This window comes from Ruegeria sp. BHSA118 (genome assembly GCF_059613405.1).
Genome location: NZ_JBXWSM010000003.1, coordinates 23,830 through 47,992 on the forward strand (window position 1 = coordinate 23,830; position 24,163 = coordinate 47,992).

24 protein-coding genes and 1 riboswitch are annotated in these 24,163 nt (G+C 59.4%); of the genes, 13 read left to right on the plus strand and 11 right to left on the minus strand.

Annotated elements, in window-relative coordinates:
• Positions 1–11 precede the first annotated feature (11 nt).
• From hflK to AC2FNN_RS01640, 4 genes are all read left to right on the plus strand, one after another.
• Positions 12–1,154 carry an FtsH protease activity modulator HflK gene (hflK, locus tag AC2FNN_RS01625; protein WP_171723501.1) on the plus strand — a complete coding sequence of 381 codons (1,143 nt, stop codon included), beginning with the start codon at positions 12–14 and terminating at the stop codon, positions 1,152–1,154.
• Positions 1,154–2,032 (plus strand): protease modulator HflC, encoded by an 879-nt coding sequence (gene hflC / locus AC2FNN_RS01630; RefSeq protein WP_496756142.1) that lies wholly within the window; start codon positions 1,154–1,156, stop codon positions 2,030–2,032. The genes hflK and hflC overlap by 1 nt, the downstream gene beginning before the upstream one ends.
• On the plus strand, positions 2,032–2,226 hold the full coding sequence (locus tag AC2FNN_RS01635) for a DUF2065 domain-containing protein (protein ID WP_496756144.1): 195 nt from the start codon (positions 2,032–2,034) through the stop codon (positions 2,224–2,226). The genes hflC and AC2FNN_RS01635 overlap by 1 nt, the downstream gene beginning before the upstream one ends.
• Before the next feature lie 110 nt (positions 2,227–2,336).
• A complete protein-coding gene (locus tag AC2FNN_RS01640; protein ID WP_496756146.1) occupies positions 2,337–3,851 on the plus strand; it encodes a Do family serine endopeptidase in 1,515 nt (504 codons plus the stop codon).
• 224 nt (positions 3,852–4,075) lie between these two features.
• Here AC2FNN_RS01640 and AC2FNN_RS01645 read toward each other — a convergent pair whose 3' ends face one another.
• From AC2FNN_RS01645 to AC2FNN_RS01665, 5 genes are all read right to left on the minus strand, one after another.
• Positions 4,076–4,744, minus strand: coding sequence for a Crp/Fnr family transcriptional regulator (locus tag AC2FNN_RS01645; protein ID WP_496756148.1), 669 nt, complete (start codon positions 4,742–4,744; stop codon positions 4,076–4,078).
• Between the two features lie 115 nt (positions 4,745–4,859).
• Positions 4,860–5,465, minus strand: coding sequence for an inner membrane-spanning protein YciB (locus AC2FNN_RS01650; RefSeq protein ID WP_496756150.1), 606 nt, complete (start codon positions 5,463–5,465; stop codon positions 4,860–4,862).
• A gap of 16 nt (positions 5,466–5,481) precedes the next feature.
• On the minus strand, positions 5,482–6,384 hold the full coding sequence (locus tag AC2FNN_RS01655) for an EamA family transporter (RefSeq protein WP_496756152.1): 903 nt from the start codon (positions 6,382–6,384) through the stop codon (positions 5,482–5,484).
• Positions 6,385–6,474: 90 nt separating this feature from the next.
• On the minus strand, positions 6,475–7,614 hold the full coding sequence (gene ftsY, locus AC2FNN_RS01660; RefSeq protein ID WP_171206878.1) for a signal recognition particle-docking protein FtsY: 1,140 nt from the start codon (positions 7,612–7,614) through the stop codon (positions 6,475–6,477).
• Positions 7,615–7,672: 58 nt separating this feature from the next.
• Entirely contained in the window at positions 7,673–8,311 is a 639-nt protein-coding gene (locus AC2FNN_RS01665) for a lysoplasmalogenase (RefSeq protein ID WP_496756154.1), read from the minus strand.
• Positions 8,312–8,466: 155 nt separating this feature from the next.
• Here AC2FNN_RS01665 and AC2FNN_RS01670 point away from each other — a divergent pair, with 155 nt between their 5' ends.
• Positions 8,467–8,847: a hypothetical protein gene (locus tag AC2FNN_RS01670; protein ID WP_496756156.1), complete on the plus strand. Its 381-nt coding sequence runs from the start codon at positions 8,467–8,469 to the stop codon at positions 8,845–8,847.
• On the opposite strand, the gene AC2FNN_RS01675 is transcribed toward AC2FNN_RS01670, so the two are convergent.
• A complete protein-coding gene (locus tag AC2FNN_RS01675; protein WP_496756157.1) occupies positions 8,848–9,489 on the minus strand; it encodes a glutathione S-transferase family protein in 642 nt (213 codons plus the stop codon).
• 3 nt (positions 9,490–9,492) lie between these two features.
• Complete coding sequence (xseA, locus tag AC2FNN_RS01680; protein ID WP_496756159.1) at positions 9,493–10,977, minus strand: exodeoxyribonuclease VII large subunit; 1,485 nt, start codon at positions 10,975–10,977, stop codon at positions 9,493–9,495.
• 76 nt (positions 10,978–11,053) lie between these two features.
• Between xseA and purD the strand changes: the two genes are divergently transcribed.
• Complete coding sequence (gene purD / locus AC2FNN_RS01685) at positions 11,054–12,322, plus strand: phosphoribosylamine--glycine ligase (RefSeq protein ID WP_496756160.1); 1,269 nt, start codon at positions 11,054–11,056, stop codon at positions 12,320–12,322.
• Positions 12,323–12,460: 138 nt separating this feature from the next.
• Here the strand turns inward: purD and AC2FNN_RS01690 are convergent, their stop codons facing one another.
• Both AC2FNN_RS01690 and AC2FNN_RS01695 read right to left on the minus strand, forming a co-directional pair.
• Positions 12,461–13,204 (minus strand): FG-GAP repeat domain-containing protein, encoded by a 744-nt coding sequence (locus AC2FNN_RS01690; protein WP_496756162.1) that lies wholly within the window; start codon positions 13,202–13,204, stop codon positions 12,461–12,463.
• Positions 13,204–13,527 carry a 2Fe-2S iron-sulfur cluster-binding protein gene (locus tag AC2FNN_RS01695; protein WP_170748523.1) on the minus strand — a complete coding sequence of 108 codons (324 nt, stop codon included), beginning with the start codon at positions 13,525–13,527 and terminating at the stop codon, positions 13,204–13,206. The genes AC2FNN_RS01690 and AC2FNN_RS01695 overlap by 1 nt, the downstream gene beginning before the upstream one ends.
• 127 nt (positions 13,528–13,654) lie before the next feature.
• Between AC2FNN_RS01695 and AC2FNN_RS01700 the strand changes: the two genes are divergently transcribed.
• Entirely contained in the window at positions 13,655–14,047 is a 393-nt protein-coding gene (locus AC2FNN_RS01700) for an OB-fold nucleic acid binding domain-containing protein (RefSeq protein ID WP_496756164.1), read from the plus strand.
• A gap of 156 nt (positions 14,048–14,203) precedes the next feature.
• On the plus strand, positions 14,204–14,659 hold the full coding sequence (locus AC2FNN_RS01705; protein ID WP_496756166.1) for a hypothetical protein: 456 nt from the start codon (positions 14,204–14,206) through the stop codon (positions 14,657–14,659).
• 69 nt (positions 14,660–14,728) lie between these two features.
• Here AC2FNN_RS01705 and AC2FNN_RS01710 read toward each other — a convergent pair whose 3' ends face one another.
• Positions 14,729–15,427 (minus strand): glutathione S-transferase N-terminal domain-containing protein, encoded by a 699-nt coding sequence (locus AC2FNN_RS01710; protein WP_496756168.1) that lies wholly within the window; start codon positions 15,425–15,427, stop codon positions 14,729–14,731.
• A gap of 122 nt (positions 15,428–15,549) precedes the next feature.
• Positions 15,550–15,627: riboswitch (SAM riboswitch) on the plus strand.
• A 62-nt stretch (positions 15,628–15,689) separates the two neighbouring features.
• On the opposite strand from AC2FNN_RS01710, the gene metZ reads away from it, so the two are divergent.
• The 5 genes from metZ (at position 15,690) to AC2FNN_RS01735 (ending at position 22,237) form a co-directional block, all read left to right on the plus strand.
• Positions 15,690–16,895 carry an O-succinylhomoserine sulfhydrylase gene (metZ, locus tag AC2FNN_RS01715; RefSeq protein WP_496756169.1) on the plus strand — a complete coding sequence of 402 codons (1,206 nt, stop codon included), beginning with the start codon at positions 15,690–15,692 and terminating at the stop codon, positions 16,893–16,895.
• 234 nt (positions 16,896–17,129) lie between these two features.
• Positions 17,130–18,233: a GTP cyclohydrolase FolE2 gene (folE2, locus tag AC2FNN_RS01720; RefSeq protein ID WP_496756171.1), complete on the plus strand. Its 1,104-nt coding sequence runs from the start codon at positions 17,130–17,132 to the stop codon at positions 18,231–18,233.
• A 283-nt stretch (positions 18,234–18,516) separates the two neighbouring features.
• Positions 18,517–19,155, plus strand: coding sequence for a hypothetical protein (locus AC2FNN_RS01725; protein WP_480919426.1), 639 nt, complete (start codon positions 18,517–18,519; stop codon positions 19,153–19,155).
• A 59-nt stretch (positions 19,156–19,214) separates the two neighbouring features.
• Positions 19,215–20,663, plus strand: coding sequence for a TrkH family potassium uptake protein (locus tag AC2FNN_RS01730; RefSeq protein ID WP_496756172.1), 1,449 nt, complete (start codon positions 19,215–19,217; stop codon positions 20,661–20,663).
• Positions 20,663–22,237, plus strand: coding sequence for a 5-guanidino-2-oxopentanoate decarboxylase (locus tag AC2FNN_RS01735; RefSeq protein ID WP_496756173.1), 1,575 nt, complete (start codon positions 20,663–20,665; stop codon positions 22,235–22,237). The genes AC2FNN_RS01730 and AC2FNN_RS01735 overlap by 1 nt, the downstream gene beginning before the upstream one ends.
• 52 nt (positions 22,238–22,289) lie before the next feature.
• Here the strand turns inward: AC2FNN_RS01735 and AC2FNN_RS01740 are convergent, their stop codons facing one another.
• Positions 22,290–24,029 carry a serine protease gene (locus tag AC2FNN_RS01740; protein ID WP_496756174.1) on the minus strand — a complete coding sequence of 580 codons (1,740 nt, stop codon included), beginning with the start codon at positions 24,027–24,029 and terminating at the stop codon, positions 22,290–22,292.
• Between the last annotated feature and the right edge of the window lie 134 nt (positions 24,030–24,163).

Below are 24,163 nucleotides of genomic sequence, written 5' to 3' on the forward strand. Positions count from 1 at the left end.
AAATGATACATATGGCGGGCAACAGCGGTGGCCCCTGGGGGGGCGGAGGCTCATCCGGTGGCGGAGGAAATCGGGGTAACAACGGGGACGGGCGCAAGCCCCCCGAAGGCGAAGGCCCGCAAATCCCCGAGATTGATGAGCTGATGAAAAAAGGCCAGGAGCAGCTGCGCGTCCTGATGGGCGGTCGCGGCGGCGGTGGCCGTGGTGGCAGCGGTGGTCAGGGCGGTGGCGGCCCGGCCTTTACCAAAGGCACAGTTGCGATTGGTCTGGTGGCGGCTGCCGTTTTGTGGGGGCTGGCCAGCTTTTATACAGTTAAACCTGAAGAACAGTCAGTTGAGCTGTTTCTGGGTGAGTTCTCGGCCGTTGGCAATCCGGGTCTGAACTTTGCGCCATGGCCGTTTGTCACTGCCGAGGTGATTCCGGTCACCCGCGAACAGACCGAGGATATGGGCGGAGCCCGCGGCAGCGACGATGGCCTTATGCTGACCGGCGACGAAAACGTCGTCGATATCGACTATCAGGTCGTCTGGAATATTAACGACCCGGCCAAGTTCCTGTTCAATCTGCGTGATCCGCGTCAGACGATCCGCGCTGTGTCGGAATCGGCGATGCGCGAGATTATCGCGCAGAGCGAGCTGGCACCAATCCTGAACCGGGATCGCGGCATCATTGCCGAGCGCCTTCAGGAACTGATCCAGACGACGATGGACAGCTACGATTCGGGTGTGAACATCATCCGCGTGAACTTTGACAAAGCCGACCCGCCGCAGGACGTGATCGCCGCCTTCCGCGATGTTCAGGCCGCCGCGCAGGAGCGTGACCGGCTGCAAAATGTCGCCGACGCCTACGCCAACCGGGTTTTAGCTGAGGCACGCGGTGAAGCCGCTCAGGTTCTGGAAGAAGCCGAAGCCTACCGCGCACAACAGATCAACAGCGCCATGGGTGAAGCCAGCCGTTTCAGCGCGGTTCTGGAAGAGTATTCGAAAGCGCCTGATGTGACCCGTAAGCGTCTGTATCTGGAGCGGATGGAACAGGTTCTTGGTGACGTGGACAAGATCATTCTGGACGAGAACTCGACCGGATCGGGGCAGGGCGTCGTACCCTACCTGCCGCTGAATGAACTTCGCCGCAATTCCGGTCAGGAGAGCAACTGATGCGTAAAACGACCTTTATCCTGCCGATCGTTTTCATCGCGATTGTTGGTGTTCTTTCCTCGATCTTTATTGTTGATGAACGCGAACGGGCGTTGGTTCTGCAATTTGGCCGGGTTGTCACGGTCAAGGAAGAGCCGGGTCTGGCCTTCAAGATTCCACTTATTCAGGAAGTGGTTCGCTACGATGACCGGATCCTGTCCATCGACGTTCAGCCGTTGGAGGTTACGCCTCTGGATGATCGGCGTCTGGTGGTTGATGCCTTCGCGCGTTACCGGATTTCGGATCTGGAACAATTCCGTCAGGCTGTTGGTGTTGGTGGTATCCCGGTGGCCGAAGACCGTCTGGACCGCATCCTGCGCGCTGAAACCCGCGAAGTGCTGGGTTCGGTCTCGTCACGTGACATCCTCAGTTCAGACCGTGCCGCGCTGATGCTGCGCATCCGCAACAGCGCGATTGCAGAAGCGCGGGCGCTGGGCGTCAACGTGATCGACGTGCGTCTGAAGGCCACCGACCTGCCGCAAGCGAACCTTGAGGCGACCTTTGACCGGATGAAGGCTGAAAGGGAACGCGAAGCCACCGATGAACGCGCTCGTGGTAACGAAGCCGCGCAGCGCGTGCGCGCGCAGGCCGACCGGACCGTGGTCGAGCTAGTCTCGGATGCCAACCGCGAGGCCGAGATCATCCGCGGTGAGGCCGATGCCGAACGCAACGCCATCTTTGCCGAAGCCTATGGTGCGGACCCGGAATTCTTTGAATTCTACCGCTCGCTGACCGCCTATGAAAAGGCGCTGGGCGGCGGCAACAGCTCGATGGTGCTGAGCCCGGATTCCGAGTTCTTCAACTATCTCAAATCGCCCACCGGTCAGGCTGGTCGGTAATGGGCATGATCCTTCTGGCCTTCGGGCTGGTTCTGATCGTCGAGGGGCTGGCCTATGCGCTGGCCCCTTCGCTTGTCGAACGGATGCTGGAAGCCCTGCGGGACCTGCCAGAACAAGCCCGGCGCCTGGTCGGATTGCTGTGTGTGATCAGCGGGCTGATCCTGCTTTGGGGCGCGCAACCTCTGGGATTTTGACGCTGCGGTTTCACTTGCCGGTGATTTCGTTGCGATCCCGAGTTGCTCGTGGGGTCAAACTGACTACATTGGTTTGTAAGAAAGGCCGTGAACAAGCGGTCTTGGCGTGAATGTCGACAAGGAGAGCTCTAGTGCAGGCGAAAGCGCGCAGTGTATCCGTCCGGTGGGACGAAGTGAGTGTTTGGATGCGGCTTATGTGGCTGGCATTTGCCGGTTCATTGCTTTTGCTGGCGCAATCGGCGATGGCTCAGGCCAGGGGCGAAAGCCTGGCACCATTGGCCGAGAAAGTCAGCCCGGCGGTTGTGAACATCACCACCAGCACTCTGATCGAGGGCCGGACTGGCCCGCAGGGCATCGTGCCCGAAGGTTCTCCGTTCGAAGATTTCTTTCGCGAGTTCCAGGACCGAAACGGCGGAGATGACGACAACGCGCCACGTCGCAGCAATGCGCTTGGGTCGGGGTTCGTGATCTCGGAGGACGGCTTTATCGTCACGAACAACCATGTAATTGCCGAAGCTGATGAAATTCTTGTGGAATTCTTCCCCGGCGATGGCCAGCCCAAGAAAGAACTGGTGGCCAAGGTTATCGGAACGGACGAGAAAACAGATATCGCGCTGCTCAAGGTCGAGGCTTCGGGCCCGCTGAAATACGTGAAGTTCGGCAACAGCGATGTGGCGCGCGTGGGTGACTGGGTCATCGCCATGGGCAACCCGCTTGGGCAAGGCTTTTCGGTATCGGCAGGGATCGTTTCAGCCCGCGACCGAGCGCTGAGCGGAACCTATGACGATTACATTCAAACGGACGCGGCGATCAACCGGGGCAACTCGGGCGGGCCGCTGTTCAACATGGAAGGCGAAGTGATCGGTGTGAACACCGCAATCCTGTCGCCCAACGGCGGTTCGATCGGCATCGGATTCTCGATGGCGTCGAATGTTGTCGTGAAGGTCGTGGATCAACTGCGGAAATATGGCGAGACCCGCCGGGGTTGGTTGGGCGTCCGCATTCAGGACGTGACCGAGGACATGGCCGAGGCCATGGGCCTGGAAAAACCTGGCGGCGCGCTGATCAGCGATGTACCGGATGGTCCCGCCAAGGAAGCCGGGCTGAAGGCGGGTGACGTGATCCTCAGCTTTGACGGCGTCGAGGTGGAAGACACCCGAGGTCTGGTGCGCCAGGTCGGTGAAGCAGAAGTCGGCAAATCCGTCAGGGTGATCGTGCACCGCGACGGCGGGACGCAGACCGTACTTGTGACGCTGGGGCGTCGGGAAGATGCGGAACGCGCTGACACTGGCGAGGAGGAACCGCAGGAAGCTCCGATCGAAGAGAATGCGGATATTCTGGGCCTCACGATTTCCCCCCTGACCGATACGCTGCGTGCAGATCTGGGGCTGGATGCTGATGCAGACGGCCTTGTGATTACGGATGTCGATGAAGCATCTGAGGCGTATGCCAAGGGAATGCGGGCGGGTGATCTGATCACCGAAGCAGGCCAGCAAAAGGTGGAAACCATCGGAGATCTCGAAGCCCGTATGGACGAATCGCGCGAAGCAGGTCGCAAATCTCTGCTGCTGTTGGTGCGCAGGGGCGGCGATCCGCGTTTTGTGGCGCTGAGCCTTGAGAACTGATTGAACAGGCCGGGACAACCTCCCGGCCTTTTTTCTGGGCTGCAGGCCGGACCGGGCATCACTGATGCGCCCAAAAAATGAGCCACACGCAGTGAATGCGTATGGCTCAGATACAGGGAGAGGTCAGTGGACAGATATCGGGGATGATTCTCTGACCTCCTACGGTAACAAACTCACGTTAGGTCAAAGCGTAATCGATGGTCTGTGAACCAGATCACACCGGATCAAATAAGATCTGAATCAGCCAATTCCCGCAGAGCTTCAAAATCCTGGATCAGCAAACCGCCACGAGAGGCTTCGACCATGTTGTCGCGTTTCCAGATCGAGATGGTTTTGGATACAGCCTCGCGTGTGGCACCGACAAATTCGGCCAGTTCGCTCTGCGACAGGGTGATGCGCGCCGTCGGGTCGTCCTGTAGACTGGACAGGTGCAGCAGCTTGCGGGCCAGACGAATGGGCATGGGCAGAAAGACCTGCTCGTTCAATTGCAATCCCATCCATCGCATCCGCAAACCGGCCAGACGGATCATATCCACGGCAAGGTCAGGCTGTTGTCTGATCTGGTTCATAACGTCGTTGCGGCGCACACGCAGTACACGCGACTGTTCTGCCGCCGCAATGGTGGCCGTACGCGGACCATTGTCGAACAACGCGATTTCACCAAAGACTTCGCCGGGGCGCATCAGGGTAAGCGTCAGTTTGCGGCCGCTCATGGCCAGAAAGGAAACCTCTAATGTGCCTTCCAGAATGGCATAGAGAGAGTCGCCCTCGTCGCCTTGTTCAAAAAGTATTTCACCTTGGGACAGAGATATTTCGGTCGCCTGCGCCGAAAGCATTTCTCTGAGCCCGTCGGAGGCTTCGGAAAGGAAGCCGCTGTTGGGAAAGGCCGTCATGTGTGCACCGATCTTGGGCAAGGTGTGAGTGTGGGTGGTGGCACAACTTCCCATAGCTCGGCGCTCAAGCCAAGAATTTTGTTTGTTTTGGCAGGTCTGGCGGGTGCAGGGGCCGCTATTTCTGCTCGGGATCGTCCATATAGCGTTGCAGAATGCTGAACTGAAGCATCAGGAATGCCATCAGAGCGATGGGAAAGCCGAAGGTCTCGATCTTGACCCACAGATCCGTCGACATGGTGCGCCAGACAAACTCGTTTGCGGCGGCCAGAACGGCGAAACAGGCGCACAGGCGGCGTGTCAGGATCATCCAACCTTCGTGCTTCATCGGCAGCATCTCATCCAGCACATAGGCGAGATAGGATTTTTTCTGCATCAGGCCAATGCCGAGGATCAAGGCGAACAGCCCGTACACGAGTGTGGTTTTCATCTTGAAAAACCGCTCGTCATTGAACCAGGCCGTGAGGCCGCCGAAGAAAATCACCATGAAGGCCGTGAAGATCTGCATCCGGCTGAGTTTGCCGGTCAGATACCACAGGATACCCATTGCCCCCAGCATCAGGGGGACGAAGATAATCGTGGCGACAATGAAGCCGGAATACTCGATACTGCCGATCAGAAAACTGTCGTCGCGCAGGCGCAGGTAGATGAAGAAGAAGGCCAGCGGGGGGCCAAGTTCCAGAAACTGTTTCAGAAACGGGTTGATGTCTTTTTTGCCTGTCATCTGTATGTCCTGCTGCTTACCCGCCCATTTCAACTATTACGGCGCCAAGTGCAATCAATGCCATCAAAGCAATGCGTCTTGGGCCAACGGTTTCCTTTAGCACAAGCCAGCCGATCAGCGCGGCAAAAACCGTTGAGGTTTCGCGCAGAACGGCTGCTTCACCGACCTTGTCCAGCCGTGTGGCCAGCATGATCGCCCCGAAGGACAAAGGGGCGATGATACCGCCAGCGAGGCCGCGCAACATCAGCGGGCCAGGCGCAGGTCTGTGTGCCATCGCGCGCCATCTGAGAAATGCGTAGATTGGCATGGCCGCGCCGTCGATCATGAAGAACCAGGCCAGAAAGGTGAACGGATCGGCGGTGGCGCGAATGCCATAGGCGTCATAGGTGGTGTACAGGGCCACAAACAGGCCAGTGATGATCGCCAGTGTCAGCGCGATGCCCAGCGTATCCCTGTTGGTTTCCAGGAACCTGAAGTTGTAGGCAGCCAACCCAAATATCCCGGCCAGCAAGGTGGCCACGCCCAGCCATTGAACGGCCGAGAATGTTTCGCTGAACAGAAGATAGGCACCGATGACGGTGAACAGCGGACCGGTACCGCGCACCACCGGATAGACGACGGTGTAAGAGCCTTTGGTATATGCCATGGCTTGCAGGGTCTTGTAGGCGATGTGGATCAGCCAGACGAGCGCGAAGATCGGCCACATATGAGGTTCGGGCCAGGGCACCACGAAAAAGGCGAAGGGGGCGGCCATGAGGCAATAGCAGGCGTCGATCGCACCGCGGGACAGCCACGGGTCGTGCCTGCCTTTTTGCAATGCACCGAAGACCGCGTGCAGGAACGCCGCCATCAGAGCCAGCGTCAATGCCAACTGGTGTCCGGCTTCGGTGCCTTCGAGAGAGATCAGCCAGTCGCTCAAATACGCGGACCTTTTGCGGAGCGGAGAGGGTGGGGGGCTGTCTGCCCCCCACACCCCCCGAGGATATTTGGGGCCAGATGAAGCCTGGGATCAGCCTTTGTCGAGACCGGTGAGGGCGGCGGCGAATTCTTCGGGGTCGAAAGGGGCAAGGTCGTCGATCTGTTCACCGACGCCGATCGCGTGGATGGGCAAGCCGAATTTGTCCGCCAGGGCAACAAGAACACCGCCCTTGGCCGTGCCGTCCAGCTTGGTCATGACCAGACCGGAAACGTCCGCCAGTTTGCGGAACGTTTCCACCTGGCTCAGCGCGTTCTGACCGGTGGTGGCGTCGAGTACGAGCAAGGTGTTGTGCGGAGCAGTGTCATCAACCTTGCGGATGACGCGGACGATTTTGGCCAGTTCCTCCATCAGGTCGGTGCGGTTTTGCAGGCGGCCCGCCGTATCTATCATCAGCAGATCAGCGCCCTCTGCCTGTGCACGGGTCAGCGCGTCAAAGGCGAGGCTGGCAGGGTCCGAGCCTTCGGGGGCGGTCAGAACCGGAACTCCGGCGCGATCACCCCAGACCTGCAACTGTTCCACGGCCGCTGCGCGGAAGGTATCGCCGGCGGCGATGACGACCTTCTTGCCGGCCTCTTTGAACTGGCTGGCCAGTTTTCCAATTGTCGTGGTCTTGCCCGAGCCGTTGACGCCGACGACCAGCACCACTTGTGGCCGTTTCGGGTAGATCGGCAGAGGTTTGGCCACAGGCTCCATCACGCGGGCGATTTCTTGTGCCAGAAGTTGCTTGATCTCTGTGGTCGACAGTTTGCGGCCAAAGCGGCCCTCAGCCATGTTCGACGTGACACGCAAGGCCGTGTCGACGCCCATGTCCGAGGCGATCAGCAGTTCTTCGAGCTGCTCCAGCATGTCATCGTCCAAGGTGCGGCGCATTTCCGTGACGGCGCCTCGATTGAACAGGCGGTTCAGGATTCCTTTGGATTCCGGTATTTCCGGCGGTGGAGCGACCGGCGTGGGGTCAGCCGGGATCGGTGCCGGCGGTTCAGCCGGTTGCGGGGCCGGGGCAGGCTCTGGCACTTCTGGAACGGGTTGCGGATCGGGCTGCGGCTGGGGGATCACCGGGTCCGGAGCCGCCGTTTCCTCGCCACCATCTTCGACGATGGCTTCCAGCCCTTCTTCAAGACGAGATGAAGATTTGAACAGCTTGTCCTTTAGCTTTGAGAAAAACGCCATACTTGGTCTCCACAGGTGTTCCCTTCACCTAATGCGGATTTGCGGCAGTTGCAAAGGGTCACGCAAACGCAAGGACAAAGCCAAGCTGAGCACCCCAGTAGAGGGGCCATACCAGATAGGGCGTCACCTTGAGGGCCGGATGGTGTGGCGGCAGCAGGAATTTCTCGGTTGCGAGGATCAGATCTGACGCGATGAACGCCATGGCGGCGGGAAAGGCCCACCGAAGGGGACCGGCATCCGGCAGTGCCAGCACCGTGACCCCCATGCCAAGAATGATGGGGATATAGGCCAGAACGGGCCCCTTCAGGTCTCCGGCGCGGGGCGCTAGCAATGTGGCCATGATGATGCCCAGAATGATCAAGGACCATACAATCGCAGGCGCGCTGAGGATCAGCCCGGCAGAGCTTATCGGTAGTGTCAGGAACAGAGCGATATAGGCCAGATGCCCGGCGGCAAAAGCGGCGATGCCCGCCATGAAAGTGGCATCTGTTTCGCGCGACAGCAGCGCGTCGCCTGTCGCACAAAGAGCGAGCGCAAGAACCAGCAGCCAAGGCCCACCGTCCATGATGGCCATGACCGCCAATATGGCGACCGATGCGGTTTTCAGCACAGTGCGCAATGATCCGGCGGGCCGAGAGGTCAGTGGCAGGTAACCAAGGGCACAGCCAAGGGCGATCCAGAACAGTAGGTTTGTCATGTCATCTCCTCGCCAGTTCTGAATAATCTGATCTGGGACGTGGCGTGAAATCAACCGCTTACGTTGAGTTAAGTGCTATGTGATGACATCGGTTCAACAGGCGAATGGCATGACCGAAGCGCTTCTGACAAAATGAAAACATGTTCAGGTTCCTGATGATTCTCGCGACTATTGCCGCACATTCCGTGGCGGCACAAACGCCTTTGTCTGGCTCGGAGTTCGACAAGTATACGCAGGGTAAAACTCTGTTTTACGGGTTCGAGGGTCAGGTTTACGGGGTGGAGCGGTATCTTCCGAACCGTCGTGTGATCTGGTCTTTTCTCGACGGGAATTGCAAGGAAGGTTTATGGTATCAGCGGGGTGAGCAGATTTGCTTTGTCTACGAAGACAGGCTGGATCCGCAATGTTGGGTTTTCACTCAATCCGGTGGCGGTTTGATTGCGCAGTTCGAAGGTAATCCGCAAGCGACCGAATTGTATGAGGCCGAGGATCTTGGGGAAGAAATGGTTTGTTACGGGCCGGACGTTGGCGTTTGATCAGCTGGTGCGCAGCTCATCATAATTGATCATGACATGGGTTTGGTAAGCTGTCCTGTCCGTCAAACCTTCGTAATAGCGGCGCAAATTGGGCAGTGATGCGCGCGAAATATCGATGTCATAGTAGCGATAGAGTATGTGCCCCAACTGAATATCGGCCAAAGTCAGGCAGGAACCGCATAGGAAAGCGTTTTCAGAAAGTTGCGCATCGGCGATTGCCAGCGTGTTCTCGAGTGCTGTGACGGCCGTTTCGATCGCTTGGTGATCGCGCTCTGCCTCCGGGGTCCGCACGACCCGCCAGAACACAGGTACCGTGAAGGCCATCGCGACGTTGATCTTGGACCATTCCGCCCATTTGTCCACTTCGGCTTGCCGGGTCGGATCGCGTGGCCAGAAATCATCTGCTCCATACATGGAGGCCAGGTAGCGCAGGATCGGCCCCGTCTCCCACAGCGGAGGATTTGGGCCGTCCTGTATCACGGGGATTGTGCCGTTTGGGTTCAGCTTGCGAAACTCATCGGTGTCCAGCAAGCCGAACCTGTGCCCGGCATCGTGGCGCTGAAACTCCAGCGCCAGCTCACCGACACACCACATCAGGGCCTGTACATTGGATGATGTTCTTCGGCCCCAGATGGTCAGCATGGCTTAGAACAGTGATCCCTGATCCGGGGTGTCCGGCCTGGGTTTCTTTGAAGGTGACTTCGCAGCCGGGCCGGAGCTGAGAACACCATCGGCGAATTCGATCTCGAGCGCCGTTTGTTTTGCGGCCTGAGCCTTGGTGGTGATCACATTGCCTTCGGCCCGGACGACCGCGTATCCGCGGTCCAAAGTGGCTTTGTAGCTCAGGGTCTCGCGCAGGCGATCCGTCGCTTCGAGTTGCTGTTTGAGGCGCTCCAGTCGCGTGGTTTGGGCCGTGTGCATTCGATCGCCCAAACGATTGAGGTTTTGCCGTTGTTGATCGATTTCCCTTTGGATTGGGCGCAAGGACAGGCGCGATGACAGATTGCGCAGCGACTCCTGTCGCGTCGATATCAAGCTTCGCAGGGTCGAGGGGCGCAGATGAGCAGACAATTCCACCACTTGCAGGCGACGGGTCTGAACCCCGCGTATCAAGGCGGGCGTGAGGCGATCTGCAATTAAATCAAGGCGTTGCCGGGGGGAGTTCAACAGGCTGTCCGGGCGCGGTAGGGCGCGGGACAAATCGCGCAGCCTTTGCGAACGGCGCTGCACCGCATCCGTTGCCGCGCGCGACAGGCGGGCGCCTTGCTCGCCGGTCCAGGCGAGCAGTTCGATGCGGACCGGCACGGCCAGCTCTGCCGCAGCTGTGGGTGTAGGCGCGCGGCGGTCCGAAACGAAATCGATCAGGGTCGTGTCGGTTTCATGCCCGACGGCCGAAATCAGCGGTATGTCCGATGCGGCGGCGGCGCGCGCGACACTCTCTTCGTTGAAGCCCCAAAGATCTTCGATCGACCCACCGCCACGGGCCACGATGATCAGGTCAGGACGGGGCAGTGCGCCGCCGGGTGTCAACTGGTTGAACCCTTCGATGGCGCGGGAAACCTCGGGGGCGCAGTTTGCGCCCTGCACGGCCACGGGCCAGATCAGCACCTTTCGCGGGAACCTGTCCCGAAGCCGGTGCAGAATGTCACGGATCACCGCGCCCGAAGGCGATGTCACGACGCCGATGATCTGCGGCAGATACGGCAGGGGCTTCTTGCGCTCGGGCGCAAACAGACCTTCGGCCTCAAGCTGTTTCTTGCGCTTTTCCAGCAAGGCCATAAGTGCGCCCTGACCGGCAACGGCAACTTCATCGACATTCAGGTTGTATTTGGACTGTGCGCCAAAAGCGGTCAGGCGACCGGTGACGACTACCTCCAGCCCTTCCTCTGGCACGACCGAGAGGCTGGAAACCTGACCTTTCCATGTCGTGCAGGCCAAAACGTTACGGTCGTCCTTGATGTCGTAGTACAGGTGCCCGGACCGGGCCTTGAACACGCGCCCGACTTCGCCGCGCACGCGGATTCGCCCGAACGCGCCTTCCAGCGTGCGCTTCACCTCGCCCGATACCTCGGAAACCGTGTATTCAGGGGTGTTTTGGCCCGGAATCGGGTCATCAAGCAGGTCGGACATTTCAGCGCCTTGTTTCAATTGCTCACCCAGCTTAGAACGCCGCGCAGGCGAGGCCAAGCAGATCGGAGACGACCCCATGAACATCCTTATTCTCGGCAGCGGCGGGCGCGAACACAGCCTGGCCTGGGCGGTGATGCAAAACCCCAAATGCGACCGTCTGATCGTGGCGCCGGGCAATGCCGGGATCGCTCAGATCGCGGATTGTGCCGCACTGGATATCGAAAACGGCGGGGCCGTCGTCAGCTTTGCCGAGGAAAACGCGATTGATTTCGTGATTGTCGGTCCCGAGGCCCCCTTGGCCGCCGGAGTGGCGGATCGCCTGCGCGAAGCCGGGGTGCTGGTTTTCGGACCGTCTGCCGAAGCGGCCCGGCTGGAGGCCTCGAAAAGCTTTACCAAGGAAATCTGCGACGCGGCACATGCGCCCACCGCCGCTTATGCGCGGTTCACCGCGCCCGAGCCCGCCAAGGCCTATATCCGCGAACAGGGCGCGCCCATCGTGGTCAAGGCCGATGGTCTGGCCGCCGGCAAGGGCGTGATCGTGGCCATGGACGAAGACACGGCGCTTGACGCCATTGACGACATGTTCGGCGGTGCCTTTGGTGGCGCGGGGGCCGAGGTCGTGATCGAAGAGTTTATGGACGGCGAAGAAGCGTCTTTGTTTGTTCTGTGTGATGGAGAGGACATTCTCTCAGTCGGGACGGCCCAGGATCACAAACGGGTTGGCGAGGGCGATACCGGGCTGAACACGGGCGGGATGGGTGCCTATTCTCCGGCGCCGGTGTTGAGCGAAGAGGTGGAGGCGCGCGCGATGGAAGAGATCGTGCGCCCCACAATCGCCGAAATGAAGCGCCGGGGTACACCGTTTCAGGGAATTCTCTATGCAGGGCTGATGATCAAGGACGGCCAGCCACGCCTTGTGGAATATAACGTCCGTTTTGGGGACCCGGAATGTCAGGTGTTGATGATGCGGTTGGGCGCGCAGGCGATGGACCTGATGCACGCCGCTGCCGAAGGCAGGTTGGCTAAGATGCGGGTGAATTGGGCGGATGACCATGCAATCACGGTTGTAATGGCGGCCAATGGCTATCCGGGTGCTTACAAGAAAGGCACTGCGATCAAAGGGCTTGAAGGCCTGCCGGAAGACAGCCGGAACATGGTGTTCCACGCTGGTACAAAGAGTGTCGATGGGCAGGTGGTTGCATCGGGCGGGCGCGTGCTGAACGTGACGGCCCGTGGGAACACGCTGCAAGAGGCGCGCGACCGGGCATATGAAATGGTTGATGCCGTGGATTGGCCCGAAGGGTTCTATCGCAGCGATATCGGCTGGCGCGCTTTGGAGGGGTGATCGGGCAGGGGGATTTGTCCCCTCGGCCTTGCGACCTCCCGGCGCTGTGCGCGTTCGCGGTCGAAATCTTCCACAGGACGATTTCCTTTCAACCGCTCCCCCCCCTCAGGGTATTTTTTGGCCAGATGAAGAGGCGGATCAGCAATTCAGGGCTTGGGCAAGGCTTTTGCGGCCGTTGAATGGGCCCCGGTCGGATGTGATCCAGCCGTTGTCGTAGGAGACGCTGACGATCCGCGTCCAGTCGGCGCTGGCCACGATCAGTTCCGGGCGGTCGCCGCAGGTGCGCAGGCCGCCGGAAATGAAATCTTCACCGATTCTGTGGTTGGTCAATCCGGGCAGAGCCGCGGTTTCGGTCAGGGCGCCATCTTTGAAGCGCCAGATGCGCAGTGTTTTGGCAAGGTGCGGACGATCGATATAGGCGACTTCAACATGTCCGTCGCCGTCCAAGTCGGCGGCTCCGATTGGGGCGAGCCAGCGAAAGCGGGTACCGATATGAGGCGTGGCCGCGATTTTTTCGCCAGCGGCGTTGTAGATCGCAAGCTGAGCGCCTGTTGTGTCCTGCGTTTCAACGACAATTGCTTCGCGTGCGCCGTCCAAGTTGACGTCTGCCAAACGCGGAGCGATGTCTTCGAACACGCGATCCTGCGGCAGTCGAACAGTTACGACCGTAGTGTCGGTCGTGAATTCCAGCGCGCCATATTCGATCGTGTCACCTAAGACGCCATGGGCGTAACGGGTGGTTGGTTCTGTGAAGCGGGCGTCTTTGATGGTTTCCGCCGCATCAGCCGGTTGCAGCGTGAGCCAAAGTCCGAAAGATAGCAAAGCGCCGCGTGCCCGAGGTTGCCAAAAACGGCAGGGCAGGCGCGGCGCATTGTTGTGCATCAGATCTGCTTTTCAGGCATCTGTACGACCAGACCGTCCAGCGCATCGGTGACCTTGATCTGGCAGGTCAGGCGCGAGCGGGCCGGGTCGGGCTCATAGGCGAAATCCAGCATGTCCTCTTCCATATCATCCTTGGTCGGGATTTTCTCGACCCAGTCGGGGTGGACGTAAACATGGCAGGTCGAGCAGGCGCAGGCACCGCCGCAATCGGCCTCGATGCCGGGAATATTGTTGTCACGGGCCCCTTCCATGACGGTCAGTCCGTTGGCGACCTCGACAGTGTGCTCGGTACCGCCATGCTCGACATAGGTGATCTTTGCCATTGCGTGCGTCTTCCTTTTGCGATGTTCGATTTCTTCCTTAGTGAAGGCATTTAGGTCTTTCCAGCCTCATTTGCGACTCAGCGCGCCGTGTCTGGACTTTCTTGGCGTTTGTTCTATTTTTGTTCTTATGCTTGTTACACCCATTCGCCCTGTGGTTTCAAACCGGGATTGGCCGCGCCCGCCGTCCTGTCTGCCTTCCGACCAACTGGATTCCCCGCCCGAGGGCGCGCGCGTGGCTGTGGCCGGGCTTGTGATCCTGCGGCAGAGGCCGGGGACGGCCAAGGGCGTGATCTTTCTGACGCTTGAAGATGAGACCGGGATCGTGAATGTGGTGGTCTGGCGCAAAATCTACGAACGGTTCCGCCGTGCGGTGATAGCGGGGCGGTTGCTGAAGGTGACGGGCCGGATGCAGCGGGCGCATTCAGTGACCCATGTGATTGCGGAAGAAATCGAAGATATTTCGGGGATGCTGGACGTGCTGGTGCAGGGCGCAGGTGCGGCCTGCCGTGACGGACAATAGCGAGCGGCTGCATTGCCGCCTTGCGCCCAGCAAGACCTGTGCGCCGATGAATGTCGGTAAGTTTCCGCATATCACGCTGGGTCAAAGGCACATTTCCGCCAATTCGGCATTGGCCGGTCGACTCTTTGATGCAGTGTTAGTAGTGCGGGCATCTCTATGCGTCGGCCTGTGTCTGAACGCAGGCGCGACGGCACGCTACTCAACATCTTCTCAGAGTCAGTTCAGATGCCCGAAGTAACACGAAATGGATCGTTCGAAAAAACCGTCCAGCTGGATGAAAGCCAGATTGCCGGTCGCCTTGGCGAGCTGTTGGAGCATACGCGTTCAAAAGGATACGTGCATACCGCCAGAATGATCGAGGAGGCATTGAGTGCCCACTCTTTCGAGCGCAGACACCTTGGGAATACCCAAAAATATCTCTCGGAATTGCAGCATCTAAAGCGCAAAGAGTTGACGCGCTTGGTGCAGGAAGCAGATGTGAAGAAGCAAGCGGCTTTTGTCCTGACACCCCGGATGCGCGTCGACCACAGAAATCCTGCCGCGCTGCGCAGTGGAGCTTGGAGGAACACCCCGATGCCTTTCCAGGCGGAACCCGAATTCAAGTTTTGCTAACCGAACCTGCCGTGGCCAAGGCAGCCGGGGCTGATGATCCGCGTCAATCCAAACGGGATTTCAACGCAGTCATCGTTTGAACAAGACCTCCTGCGCCTGCTTGTCGCGATTGTCTCCTCGTAGCTCTGCGTGCAGAGCGCGCCCGGCCTGAACACTGGGGCGGGCGCCGACGGTTTTCAGCCAGCGCGCAAAGTGGGGTTTGTCCTCCAGCACTTGCTGCTGCCCTTCCCACAGGCTGGCCCAACCCCAGATCGACATGTCCGCAATCGAATAGAAATCTCCGGCAACGTATTCGTTTTCGGCCAGCCGTCTGTCGAGAACCCCGTACAAACGACCGACCTCGGCCCGGTAACGATCTTTGGCATAAGGCAGGTCCTGTGGCGGGTTCAGTTGCGGGGCGTATTTCAGAAAGTGGTGCGCCTGACCGGCCATCGGGCCAACGCCGCCCATCTGCCACATCAGCCATTCTTCGACGGCGATACGATCACGCTCGGTCTTACCATAGAACTGCCCGGTCTTGCGGGCCAGATACATCAGAATTGCGCCGCTTTCAAAAACCGAGATCGGGGCACCATCCGGTCCGTCAGGGTCCACGATCGCGGGCATCCGGTTGTTCGGGGCGATCTTCAGGAACTGCGGGTCGAACTGATCACCCTTTCCGATATTGACCAGATGCGTGGTGTAGGGCAGCCCCACCTCTTCCAGGGCGATGGATATTTTCCAGCCATTCGGTGTCGGCCAGAAATACAGATCAATCGGGTCAGCCATGTGTTCTCCTGATGTTGAAGGGATCATGCGGGTTTCTGCCGGTTCGGCAAGTACCGCTTACGAAAGCGTGACCGACGCGCAGGCCGGGCTTGACCGCGAACCGCCCGAGGCGTATTGCCATCCCAGAGCTTCGTGGCGATTTGTTACCGGATTGCGGGCCACGCTAAACAACACCGCTAAAAGGTCAGGATGAAAGACCCCTTTCGCTTGGCCGCGTCTGGGGTTTTTTGTTTGCCTCCGCCAGAGGCTGAAAGGGAATGAGATGAGCGAGAACTGGAACAAACGCACCCAAGCCATCCATGGCGGTGTCCGCCGCAGTCAGTACAACGAGGTGAGCGAGGCGATTTTCCTGACGCAGGGCTTTGTGTACGAAACTGCCGAACAGGCCGAAGCCCGGTTTCTGGAATGCGGCCCTGATGAGTTCATCTATGCCCGTTATGGCAATCCGACGGTCTCGATGTTCGAACAGCGCATCGCGGCCCTTGAAGGTGGCGAGGATGCGTTTGCGACGGCTTCGGGCATGGCAGCGGTGAACGGTGCGCTGACCTCGATGCTGAAGGCCGGGGACCATGTTGTTTCAGCAAAGGCACTGTTCGGGTCCTGCCTGTACATTCTCGAGAACATCCTGACCCGTTTTGGCGTCGAGGTGACCTTTGTGGACGGCACCGATCTGGAGCAATGGCAGGCAGCGATCCGCCCGGACACCAAGGCGGTCTTCTTCGAATCGATGTCGAACCCGACTCTTGAAGTGATCGACATCGCATCCGTGTCCAAGTTGGCCCATGCCGTCGGGGCGATTGTGGTGGTGGACAACGTGTTTTCGACACCCGTCTTTTCGCGCGCGATAGAACAGGGCGCGGATGTGGTCGTTTATTCGGCGACCAAGCACATTGATGGACAGGGCCGTGCGCTGGGCGGTGTCATCATCGGCACCAGGGAGTTCATCCGTGGAACCGTTGAGCCGTTTCTGAAGCATACCGGCGGTGCGCTCAGCCCGTTCAATGCTTGGGTCATGCTCAAAGGTCTGGAAACCATGGCGCTGCGCGTCAATGCGCAGGCCGACAGCGCACAAAGGATCGCCGAGGTGCTGGAAGGGCATCCCGCGCTGGTGCGCACCCTTTACCCGGGTTTGAAGACCCACGCGCAAAATGCTCTGGTTCAATCGCAACTTGGTGGAAAGGGTGGAACCGTGTTGTCCCTGGATATCAAGGGCGGCAAGGACGCGGCTTTTGCTTTCCTGAATGCGCTGACCATTCCTGTGATCTCGAACAATCTGGGCGATGCCAAGTCGATCGCGACGCACCCGGCGACCACAACGCACCAGCGTCTGAGCGATGCGCAGAAGGACGAGCTGGGCATTACGCCGGGCCTGATCCGTTTTTCCGTCGGCCTGGAAGACGCCGGAGACCTGCTGGCTGACATCCAGCAGGCATTGGAGGCTTCGCAGAAGCAAACAGCAGCACGGTGAAAAGCCTCTTGCCGTTCGGGGGGGCGTCGCGTTGTCTGTGAACGTGGCGTCTTTTCGGGTGGTATTCGCGGTTGTAGCCCGGCCTTAGTGTCTGCGAAAGGCGTATTTCGTTGCAGAATGACGGTTTTGCGCCGGTTTTTTCAATCCGGACTGCTATTGCCTGCGTATTGGGTTAAACTGGTAAATCACCTGTAGTCGTATATATTCCTACGACCAATCGAGGAACCGCAGCCGATGAACATTCACCCGCGCGACATTGATGAGACCCCGGATCAGGAACAAGCCGCCGAGGCCCTGAAGGTTCTGCGGCAATGGGCGGAATCTGCGACGGCATCCGAGATCAGCCAGCTGGATCCGGCTATTGCGCGGCTGGTGCCCGGCCTGACGCAGGTGAACTATCCTTCGCTGTCGCGCGCGTATCCGGAGGGTTTCTCGGTTGACGCGGATTACCGCGCGTCATTGCCCGACTTGCAAAACGGCCCGTCCAGCTTGATACGTGGTGCCAAACAGCAGATTCAGCATGTTGGCATTTCGAACTTTCGCCTGCCGATCCGTTTCCACCGGAAAGATGGGGAAGACCTGACGCTCGAGACGTCCATTACGGGCACCGTCAGCCTTGAGGCCGAGAAAAAGGGCATCAACATGTCCCGGATCATGCGGTCATTTTATAAACATGCCGAGCGTACTTTCAGCTTTGAAGTCATGCAGGCGGCGCTTGACGACTATATGACCGATCTGGACAGCTTCGACGCGCGCATCCAGATGCGGTTTTCCTACCCCGACAAGATCAAGAGCCTGAGATCAGGTCTGGAAGGATATCAGTATTACGACATCGCTCTGGAACTGGTGGAATCCGGCGGTGTGCGCCAGAAGATCATGCACCTGGACTATGTCTATTCCTCGACCTGTCCGTGCTCTTTGGAGCTGAGCGAACATGCCCGTGCCATGCGGGGACAATTGGCCACACCGCATTCGCAACGTTCCGTCGCGCGGATTTCCGTGGTGGTGGATTGCGATGCAGATTGCCTGTGGTTTGAAGACCTGATTGCGCTGTGCCGCCGTGCGGTTCCGACGGAAACGCAGGTCATGGTGAAACGCGAAGATGAACAGGCTTTCGCCGAATTGAACGCAGCCAATCCGATCTTCGTCGAAGATGCCGCGCGCCTGTTTTGTGCCGAGTTGCTGGCAGATCATCACGTCGGCGATTTTCGCGTTGTCGCAAGCCATCAGGAAAGCCTGCACAGCCATGACGCCGTGTCGATTCTAACCGAAGGCCCAACCTTCGCCGCGTCCAGCCTTGACCCGAAACTGTTCACGACCCTGTTTCACGTTGGCTGAACGTCTCGGGTAAGTGGCTAGAATTTAATCAGAGATTTACCTGATCGGCGCTCATTCGCCGCAGCGCAGCAAAAATGCTGCAATTGCGCGAAAAACTCCTGTATCCTGACGGGGAATGCAGCTTCGGCACACCGGCGCGCTCAATGGTGTGTCACCCGAAAGGAAGCCGAGACGTGAGACGCCTTGGACTGCAAGACCCCAACCTCCGCCCGGACCACCCGAGCGGGCAGGGCGCTTTACCCTCACTCTTCTGGCTGCATCGTTTTTACAGGAGATCTATGGAATGAATCCGATTACCCAACCGCTGGAGCTTCAGGCCGCGGCTATACGCATGGCTGGCTATGCGATCGTCAACCAGATCAAGATTGCACAGATCATGACCCGTTCGGCGCTTGAACTGCCGATGGTGCCGGTCCACGCCCTGCATCTGGCAGCATCAGCACCGGGTCCAGTGGTGGAAGCTCCGGCGGAAAAACCGGCGGCCAAACCCAAACCTGCCGTGGCGCGCACGAAACGCGTACCGGTGAAATCATCAACGCCCAAGAAAAAGCTGGCCCGCAAACCTGCACCGGCCAAGCCGGCGGCCAAACCGGTCGAGTTTTCAGCCAGCCCGCGGCCCAAGGCGGCACCCCCGGCGGCAGCCAAACCGACACCAGCGGTTAGTGATGAAAAAGCAGTAAAACCTGTTGAATCCGCGGCGACACCTGCGACCGAAAGCGTGTCGCCCGTAACGCCCAAGCCCGCCCCTGCGACACCGGCGCCTGTTCAGGCAGCGCAGGTCAGGCCGACACAGGCCGATCCTGCCCCGGCCAAGGTGCAGGCGAAACCAGCCCCGGCGACGGAACTGCGCAAACCGCAGGCGCGAAAATCACGCGCCCCGTCCAAACCGCCTGTGATGCCCGGAACAGATGTCAAAAACTGACAGGTAAACCGGGATCATCTGCTTGACACGGTCGGGTTGGCACGCCAACCCTGCGCGTCATGATGGATCTTCGCCCGGTCGGATATGTGATTGGCTTGCTGGTCGCCATTCTTGGGGCGACCATGCTGCTGCCTATGCTCGCGGACATTATCGAAGGTCGCGGCGAATGGAATGTGTTTCTGGAAAGCGCGATAATCACGATGCTGACCGGATCCGTTCTTGCGATGAGCTGCTCCAACGGCGTGGGCGAGGGTCTGACCATCCGGCAGACCTTTTTGTTGACGGCGGGGGTCTGGGTTGCGCTGCCCGTCTTCGGGGCAATTCCGTTTCTGTTCGGTGAAACCGAACTGCGCTTTGTCGATGCCTATTTCGAGGCGATGTCAGGCCTTACGACGACCGGTTCGACCGTGATATCAGGGTTGGACACGCTACCGCAGGGGCTTTTGTTATGGCGCGGTATCCTGCAATGGCTGGGGGGCATCGGCATTATCGTTGTTGCGATGGTGTTCCTACCGGAATTGCGGGTTGGTGGCATGCAAATCTTCCGTTCGGAAGGGTTTGAGACCATGGGGAAAATCCTGCCTCGCGCACAGGAGATTGCGGGGCAGATTTCCCTGATCTACGTCTTCCTGACACTCGTATGCGTGCTGGTCTATGCCGCATTGGGGATGAGTTTTTTTGACGCGTTGGTGCATGCTTTCACGACGGTGTCCACGGGTGGTTTCTCGAACTATGATGCCTCGTTTGGAACATTTTCAGGCCCGGCCGAATATGCTGCATCCGTCTTCATGATTCTGGCGGCTCTGCCCTTTGTGCGCTATGTCCAATTGGCCAATGGTCATACGGCGTCCTTTTGGAATGACAGTCAAATCCGGGCATTTCTGGCGACCATTCTGGTTCTGGTTGTCATCATGTCAGTCTTTCTGACCTCGGTCTTTCCGCATCACTGGGAACAGGCGTTCCGCGAGTCATTGTTCAACATCACCTCGATCATCTCGGGTACCGGCTATGCCAGTGTCGATTACATGGGCTGGGGCAGCTTTCCGATCATGATGTTCTTCCTGATCGGCCTGATTGGCGGCTGCGCAGGATCGACCGCATGTTCGATCAAGATTTTCCGCTATCAGTTGCTGTTCGCCTCGATCAAAAGCCAGATCAAACGGATCCGGTCCCCGCATGGCGTGTTCATGCCGCTCTATGATGGAAGGCCGGTCGGGCGGGACGTTCTGACATCGGTGATGAGCTTTTTCATGTTCTTCGTTTTGTCGATGGGGGTGTTGTCCTGGGCGTTGGCGCTGACAGGTCTGGATTTCGTCACATCCGTATCCGGGGCCGCGACGGCGCTGGCCAACGTCGGACCGGGTCTCGGCGATCAGATCGGACCGGCGGGCAATTTCGCAGGTCTCAACGATACGGCCAAGTGGCTGCTGACCTTTGGGATGCTGGCCGGGCGGCTCGAGCTTTTGGCCGTATATGCGATCTTCACCGTTCAATTCTGGAGAGGCTGATGAAAAGACCCCTTGGCGCGCAAATCTCGCATATGCTCAAGGATCGTGGCGTGGATGTGATATTCGGCATTCCCGGTGTCCATAATCAGGAAATGTACCGCGGTATCGAAGAGGCTGGCATCCAACATGTTCTGGCCCGGCACGAACAGGGGGCGGGGTTCATGGCCGATGGGTATGCCCGCGCAACCGGCAAGCCGGGGGTCGCTTTTGTGATCACCGGACCCGGCCTGTGCAACATCATGACGCCAATCGGGCAGGCCTTCAGCGACTCGGTGCCGATGCTGGTGGTGTCGTCCTGCCTTGATGAAACACAGGCCCTGCGCGGCCAGTTGCACCAGATGAAAGATCAACGTGCCGCCGCCGGTACGGTTGCGGATTGGTCTGTACAGGCCAACTCCGCCGAAGCTGCCTATGGGCTGATAGAACGGGCGTTCGAAGAATTCGAACTTTCGCGCCCGCGACCCAAGCACATTCAGGTGCCCATCGCGCAGTTGCAGGCCGAGGTCGACCCGGCGCCGTTCCCCAACCAGCCCGCTTTGCGCACCAAAGCCTTGCCGCCTGACGTGTCATCGGTCGTGTCCATGTTGAACCTGGCCCGCAGGCCGCTGTTCATCCTGGGTGGCGGATGCAGGTCGAATGATTGGCGGCAGATTTTAACACAGCTGGGGGCGGCCTGCTTTACCACCTATGCCGGGCGCGGTCTGCCGAGCGCAAACTATCCGCTTGATTTCGGGTCCATGTTGCCACGTCCCGGCAGCGCTGAGGTAATCGCGTCGGCGGATTTGGTCATAGCGGTCGGGGCCGAGCTGGGCGAGGTCGATTTGTGGCGGCAGGATTTGGGGCACAAGGCGCCCCTGATACGCGTCGACCTCGACCCCGAGGTTCTGTCGGATCGCCACCGCGCCGCCATCAAGCTGCAAGTCGACAGCCAGAGCTTTGCCCGCGCCTTGTGGCACGCAACCCAGGACATGAAACCGGCAACAGGCTGGTCACCTGAGGAAGTCGCCGAGATGCGCGCTCGCTGGCGTGCCGAGGTGGATGCAGAGCGGCCGGGAATCGTGCCGATCGCGGAGGCTTTGCGCGCGGTCATGCCGGCCGACACCATGATCTATTCGGACATGACGCAGTTTGCTTATGTCGCCAAAGAGGTATGGGACATGGCCTATCCTCATCACTGGCATCATCCGACGGGGTTTGGCACCCTTGGCTATGGGTTGCCCGCCGGTATTGGCGGGGCGGTTGCCCGGCGCGGCAAACCCACGGCGGTTATCGCCGGGGATTACGGGTTCCATTACACAATGCAGGAACTGGGCGTGGCGGTTGAGTTGGGCTTGTCGCTTCCGATCATTCTATGGGACAATGGAAAACTGAAGGAAATCGAGGACAGTATGGTGCGCAGTCAGATCGCGCCCAACGCGGTCATGGCGCACAATCCCGATTTCTGCAAACTTGCCCAAGCCTTCGGTGCGCGCTCTTCAGCGCCTTCGAATATGGCAGAGATGCAAAGTGCAGTAAGGGCCGCATTCGATGCGCCTGTGCCTACCTTGATCCACGTGACACCTGACATTCTGTAACGAAAAAGCGCCGCACTTTCATGCGGCGCTTTTTTGTTGTGGTGCTGTCGGATCAATCCCAGCAGTGAACCAGAACCGTCATGCCGGTTGCGCGCCGGTTCAGCTCATTGGGTGATATCTGTATGGTTTCTTCGCTCGACTGACCGGACACTCCGGCCTCTGCAAGAATTTCGGTCAACCGATCAACGGTAGCCGCAAGGCTGACCGAAGCGGGCAGGGTGCGCCCTTCGGAAGGTGTCGGCAACAACATTCCGACGACGTTGCCGCTGTCGTTGAAGACGGGGCCGCCTGCATCGCCGGGTTGAGCGTTCAGCGCCAGACGTTTGACGCCGGTCTCACCGTTCAGCCCACGAATGTCCGCGACCTGCCCGTAGGTCAGGGTGGGGCCACCCAACGCGCCCTGATAGGAAAAGCCGGACACGGCCACCTCTGACTTGATCCGCGGCTTGGCCGCACTGAACGCGGCTACGCTCATGGGGGCGAGCGTTTTTGCAGGGCGCAGGACCGCCACGCCAAGTTCAGGGTCTGTCAGGGCCAGTTGAACCTCGTGATCGCCATCCAGCGTGATCCGCGTGCAGCTGTCTGCGGCCTCGGAAACCGTCAGTACTGTCCCGTTCTGATCCGCGAAAAAGCCAGAGCGCGTCAGTCGGGGTTTGCGGACCTGAAGGCCCGACACCAGATCGATGCGCTGTTCTGCGGATGCACCGGCGGCGGCACCCAGAACCGCATCCGTCGTGCTGAAGCTGGATGTCATCGCTGACAGAACTCGCAGGCGACGTGCCTCGTCCCCTTCGGGCCAGACAAGGGTGAAGCCCTTGATTTTTCCATCCGCCAGTTGCGCTTGCGTAAAAGACACCATGCCGTTGCCGCGCCCTTCAAGGGTAAACCGGTCGCGGCCCAGTTCACGAGGGCCATTCAGCGGAACGATCTCAAGCGATTGCATCACCTCGTACAGCGCGCGGAGCGTGTTCTTGTCCCCCTCCTGGCTGATCAGAAGCGCCTTGGCGTTCAGGTCAGAGTTGCTTTTGAAATGTGCGAAGGGGGCCTCATAGCGATCAAGGCTGACAGCGCCCAGAGGCATGTCGAGCACGATCCCGGTCTTGTCGTCGGAATACCGATCCATTCCGACAGAGATCAGCGGCGCGTTGTAGTCATCCATCAGGGCCTTGCGCTGCAACGTCGTCAGAACGCCCGTGGCGTCAAACCCGTTATAGCGCTGCCAATCGCTCATCGAACGGCGGGTACCTTGCCCGAACGCACCATCGATGGTCGAGTTGTAAAACCCCGCCGCGCGCAGAGCCGTTTGCAGATCCTTGCGTTCCCGCGCGGTCAACAGACGTTCGGACTGAAGTGCCTGCGCACGGGTTTCATCCGAATCCTGTGGTGTGGCGACCGCCGGAGCCTCTTCCGGTTGTGCCGCCTGTTCAATTGGTGCCGCGACGGTGCCACGGTTCAGAACGTTTGCCCCGATGGGCCAGAATTGTTGCCCCATCGCGCTGGAAAACGCGATGTAACTGTCGCGCGGGATCTGGCCTTCGGCGCGATAGACGCGCAGCACCTGTTCGGCGTCGGTCCGCGCATAGGGGCCGATCACGATCGCGTACCAGCCGCTGTTCAGGCGAAACCCGTTCACGTCCGGCAAAGCACCGGCATAGGCCTGTGCCCGTTCCTGCGCTTCGCGCAGCGAGGGCTGGGCCTCGACCTGGACCCAGACGCCGGGATCTTGTTGTGCGGTTGCGGCGCGCAGGCCGACCAGAAGAAACAATAGGATTGCTGAAAATACGCGTGTCATAGTCTGCCCGTCTTATGCAGTGTTCATGCTTTGACGCAGAATACGCGAATTCATTTGCGAAACGCCATGCCGCGAATGCGGGGAATTTGTGGTGTGGCACCGCAGATACAGGCTTGGCCCCAAGCCCCGTTGAC

Excerpts from the sequence above, each read along its gene's own strand:
- hflK (WP_171723501.1), top strand. The coding sequence starts at position 12 with ATGGCGGGCAACAGCGGTGGCCCCTGGGGGGGCGGAGGCTCATCCGGT.
- AC2FNN_RS01725 (WP_480919426.1), top strand. The coding sequence starts at position 18,517 with ATGAATCCGATTACCCAACCGCTGGAGCTTCAGGCCGCGGCTATACGC.
- ftsY (WP_171206878.1), bottom strand. The coding sequence starts at position 7,614 with ATGGCGTTTTTCTCAAAGCTAAAGGACAAGCTGTTCAAATCTTCATCT.
- folE2 (WP_496756171.1), top strand. The coding sequence starts at position 17,130 with ATGAACATTCACCCGCGCGACATTGATGAGACCCCGGATCAGGAACAA.
- AC2FNN_RS01665 (WP_496756154.1), bottom strand. The coding sequence starts at position 8,311 with ATGACAAACCTACTGTTCTGGATCGCCCTTGGCTGTGCCCTTGGTTAC.
- AC2FNN_RS01690 (WP_496756162.1), bottom strand. The coding sequence starts at position 13,204 with ATGCACAACAATGCGCCGCGCCTGCCCTGCCGTTTTTGGCAACCTCGG.
- AC2FNN_RS01640 (WP_496756146.1), top strand. The coding sequence starts at position 2,337 with ATGTCGACAAGGAGAGCTCTAGTGCAGGCGAAAGCGCGCAGTGTATCC.
- AC2FNN_RS01675 (WP_496756157.1), bottom strand. The coding sequence starts at position 9,489 with ATGCTGACCATCTGGGGCCGAAGAACATCATCCAATGTACAGGCCCTG.
- AC2FNN_RS01740 (WP_496756174.1), bottom strand. The coding sequence starts at position 24,029 with ATGACACGCGTATTTTCAGCAATCCTATTGTTTCTTCTGGTCGGCCTG.
- AC2FNN_RS01650 (WP_496756150.1), bottom strand. The coding sequence starts at position 5,465 with ATGACAGGCAAAAAAGACATCAACCCGTTTCTGAAACAGTTTCTGGAA.
- AC2FNN_RS01695 (WP_170748523.1), bottom strand. The coding sequence starts at position 13,527 with ATGGCAAAGATCACCTATGTCGAGCATGGCGGTACCGAGCACACTGTC.
- hflC (WP_496756142.1), top strand. The coding sequence starts at position 1,154 with ATGCGTAAAACGACCTTTATCCTGCCGATCGTTTTCATCGCGATTGTT.
- AC2FNN_RS01705 (WP_496756166.1), top strand. The coding sequence starts at position 14,204 with ATGCGTCGGCCTGTGTCTGAACGCAGGCGCGACGGCACGCTACTCAAC.
- AC2FNN_RS01635 (WP_496756144.1), top strand. The coding sequence starts at position 2,032 with ATGGGCATGATCCTTCTGGCCTTCGGGCTGGTTCTGATCGTCGAGGGG.
- AC2FNN_RS01730 (WP_496756172.1), top strand. The coding sequence starts at position 19,215 with ATGATGGATCTTCGCCCGGTCGGATATGTGATTGGCTTGCTGGTCGCC.
- AC2FNN_RS01735 (WP_496756173.1), top strand. The coding sequence starts at position 20,663 with ATGAAAAGACCCCTTGGCGCGCAAATCTCGCATATGCTCAAGGATCGT.
- metZ (WP_496756169.1), top strand. The coding sequence starts at position 15,690 with ATGAGCGAGAACTGGAACAAACGCACCCAAGCCATCCATGGCGGTGTC.
- AC2FNN_RS01645 (WP_496756148.1), bottom strand. The coding sequence starts at position 4,744 with ATGACGGCCTTTCCCAACAGCGGCTTCCTTTCCGAAGCCTCCGACGGG.
- purD (WP_496756160.1), top strand. The coding sequence starts at position 11,054 with ATGAACATCCTTATTCTCGGCAGCGGCGGGCGCGAACACAGCCTGGCC.
- xseA (WP_496756159.1), bottom strand. The coding sequence starts at position 10,977 with ATGTCCGACCTGCTTGATGACCCGATTCCGGGCCAAAACACCCCTGAA.
- AC2FNN_RS01710 (WP_496756168.1), bottom strand. The coding sequence starts at position 15,427 with ATGGCTGACCCGATTGATCTGTATTTCTGGCCGACACCGAATGGCTGG.
- AC2FNN_RS01700 (WP_496756164.1), top strand. The coding sequence starts at position 13,655 with ATGCTTGTTACACCCATTCGCCCTGTGGTTTCAAACCGGGATTGGCCG.
- AC2FNN_RS01670 (WP_496756156.1), top strand. The coding sequence starts at position 8,467 with ATGATTCTCGCGACTATTGCCGCACATTCCGTGGCGGCACAAACGCCT.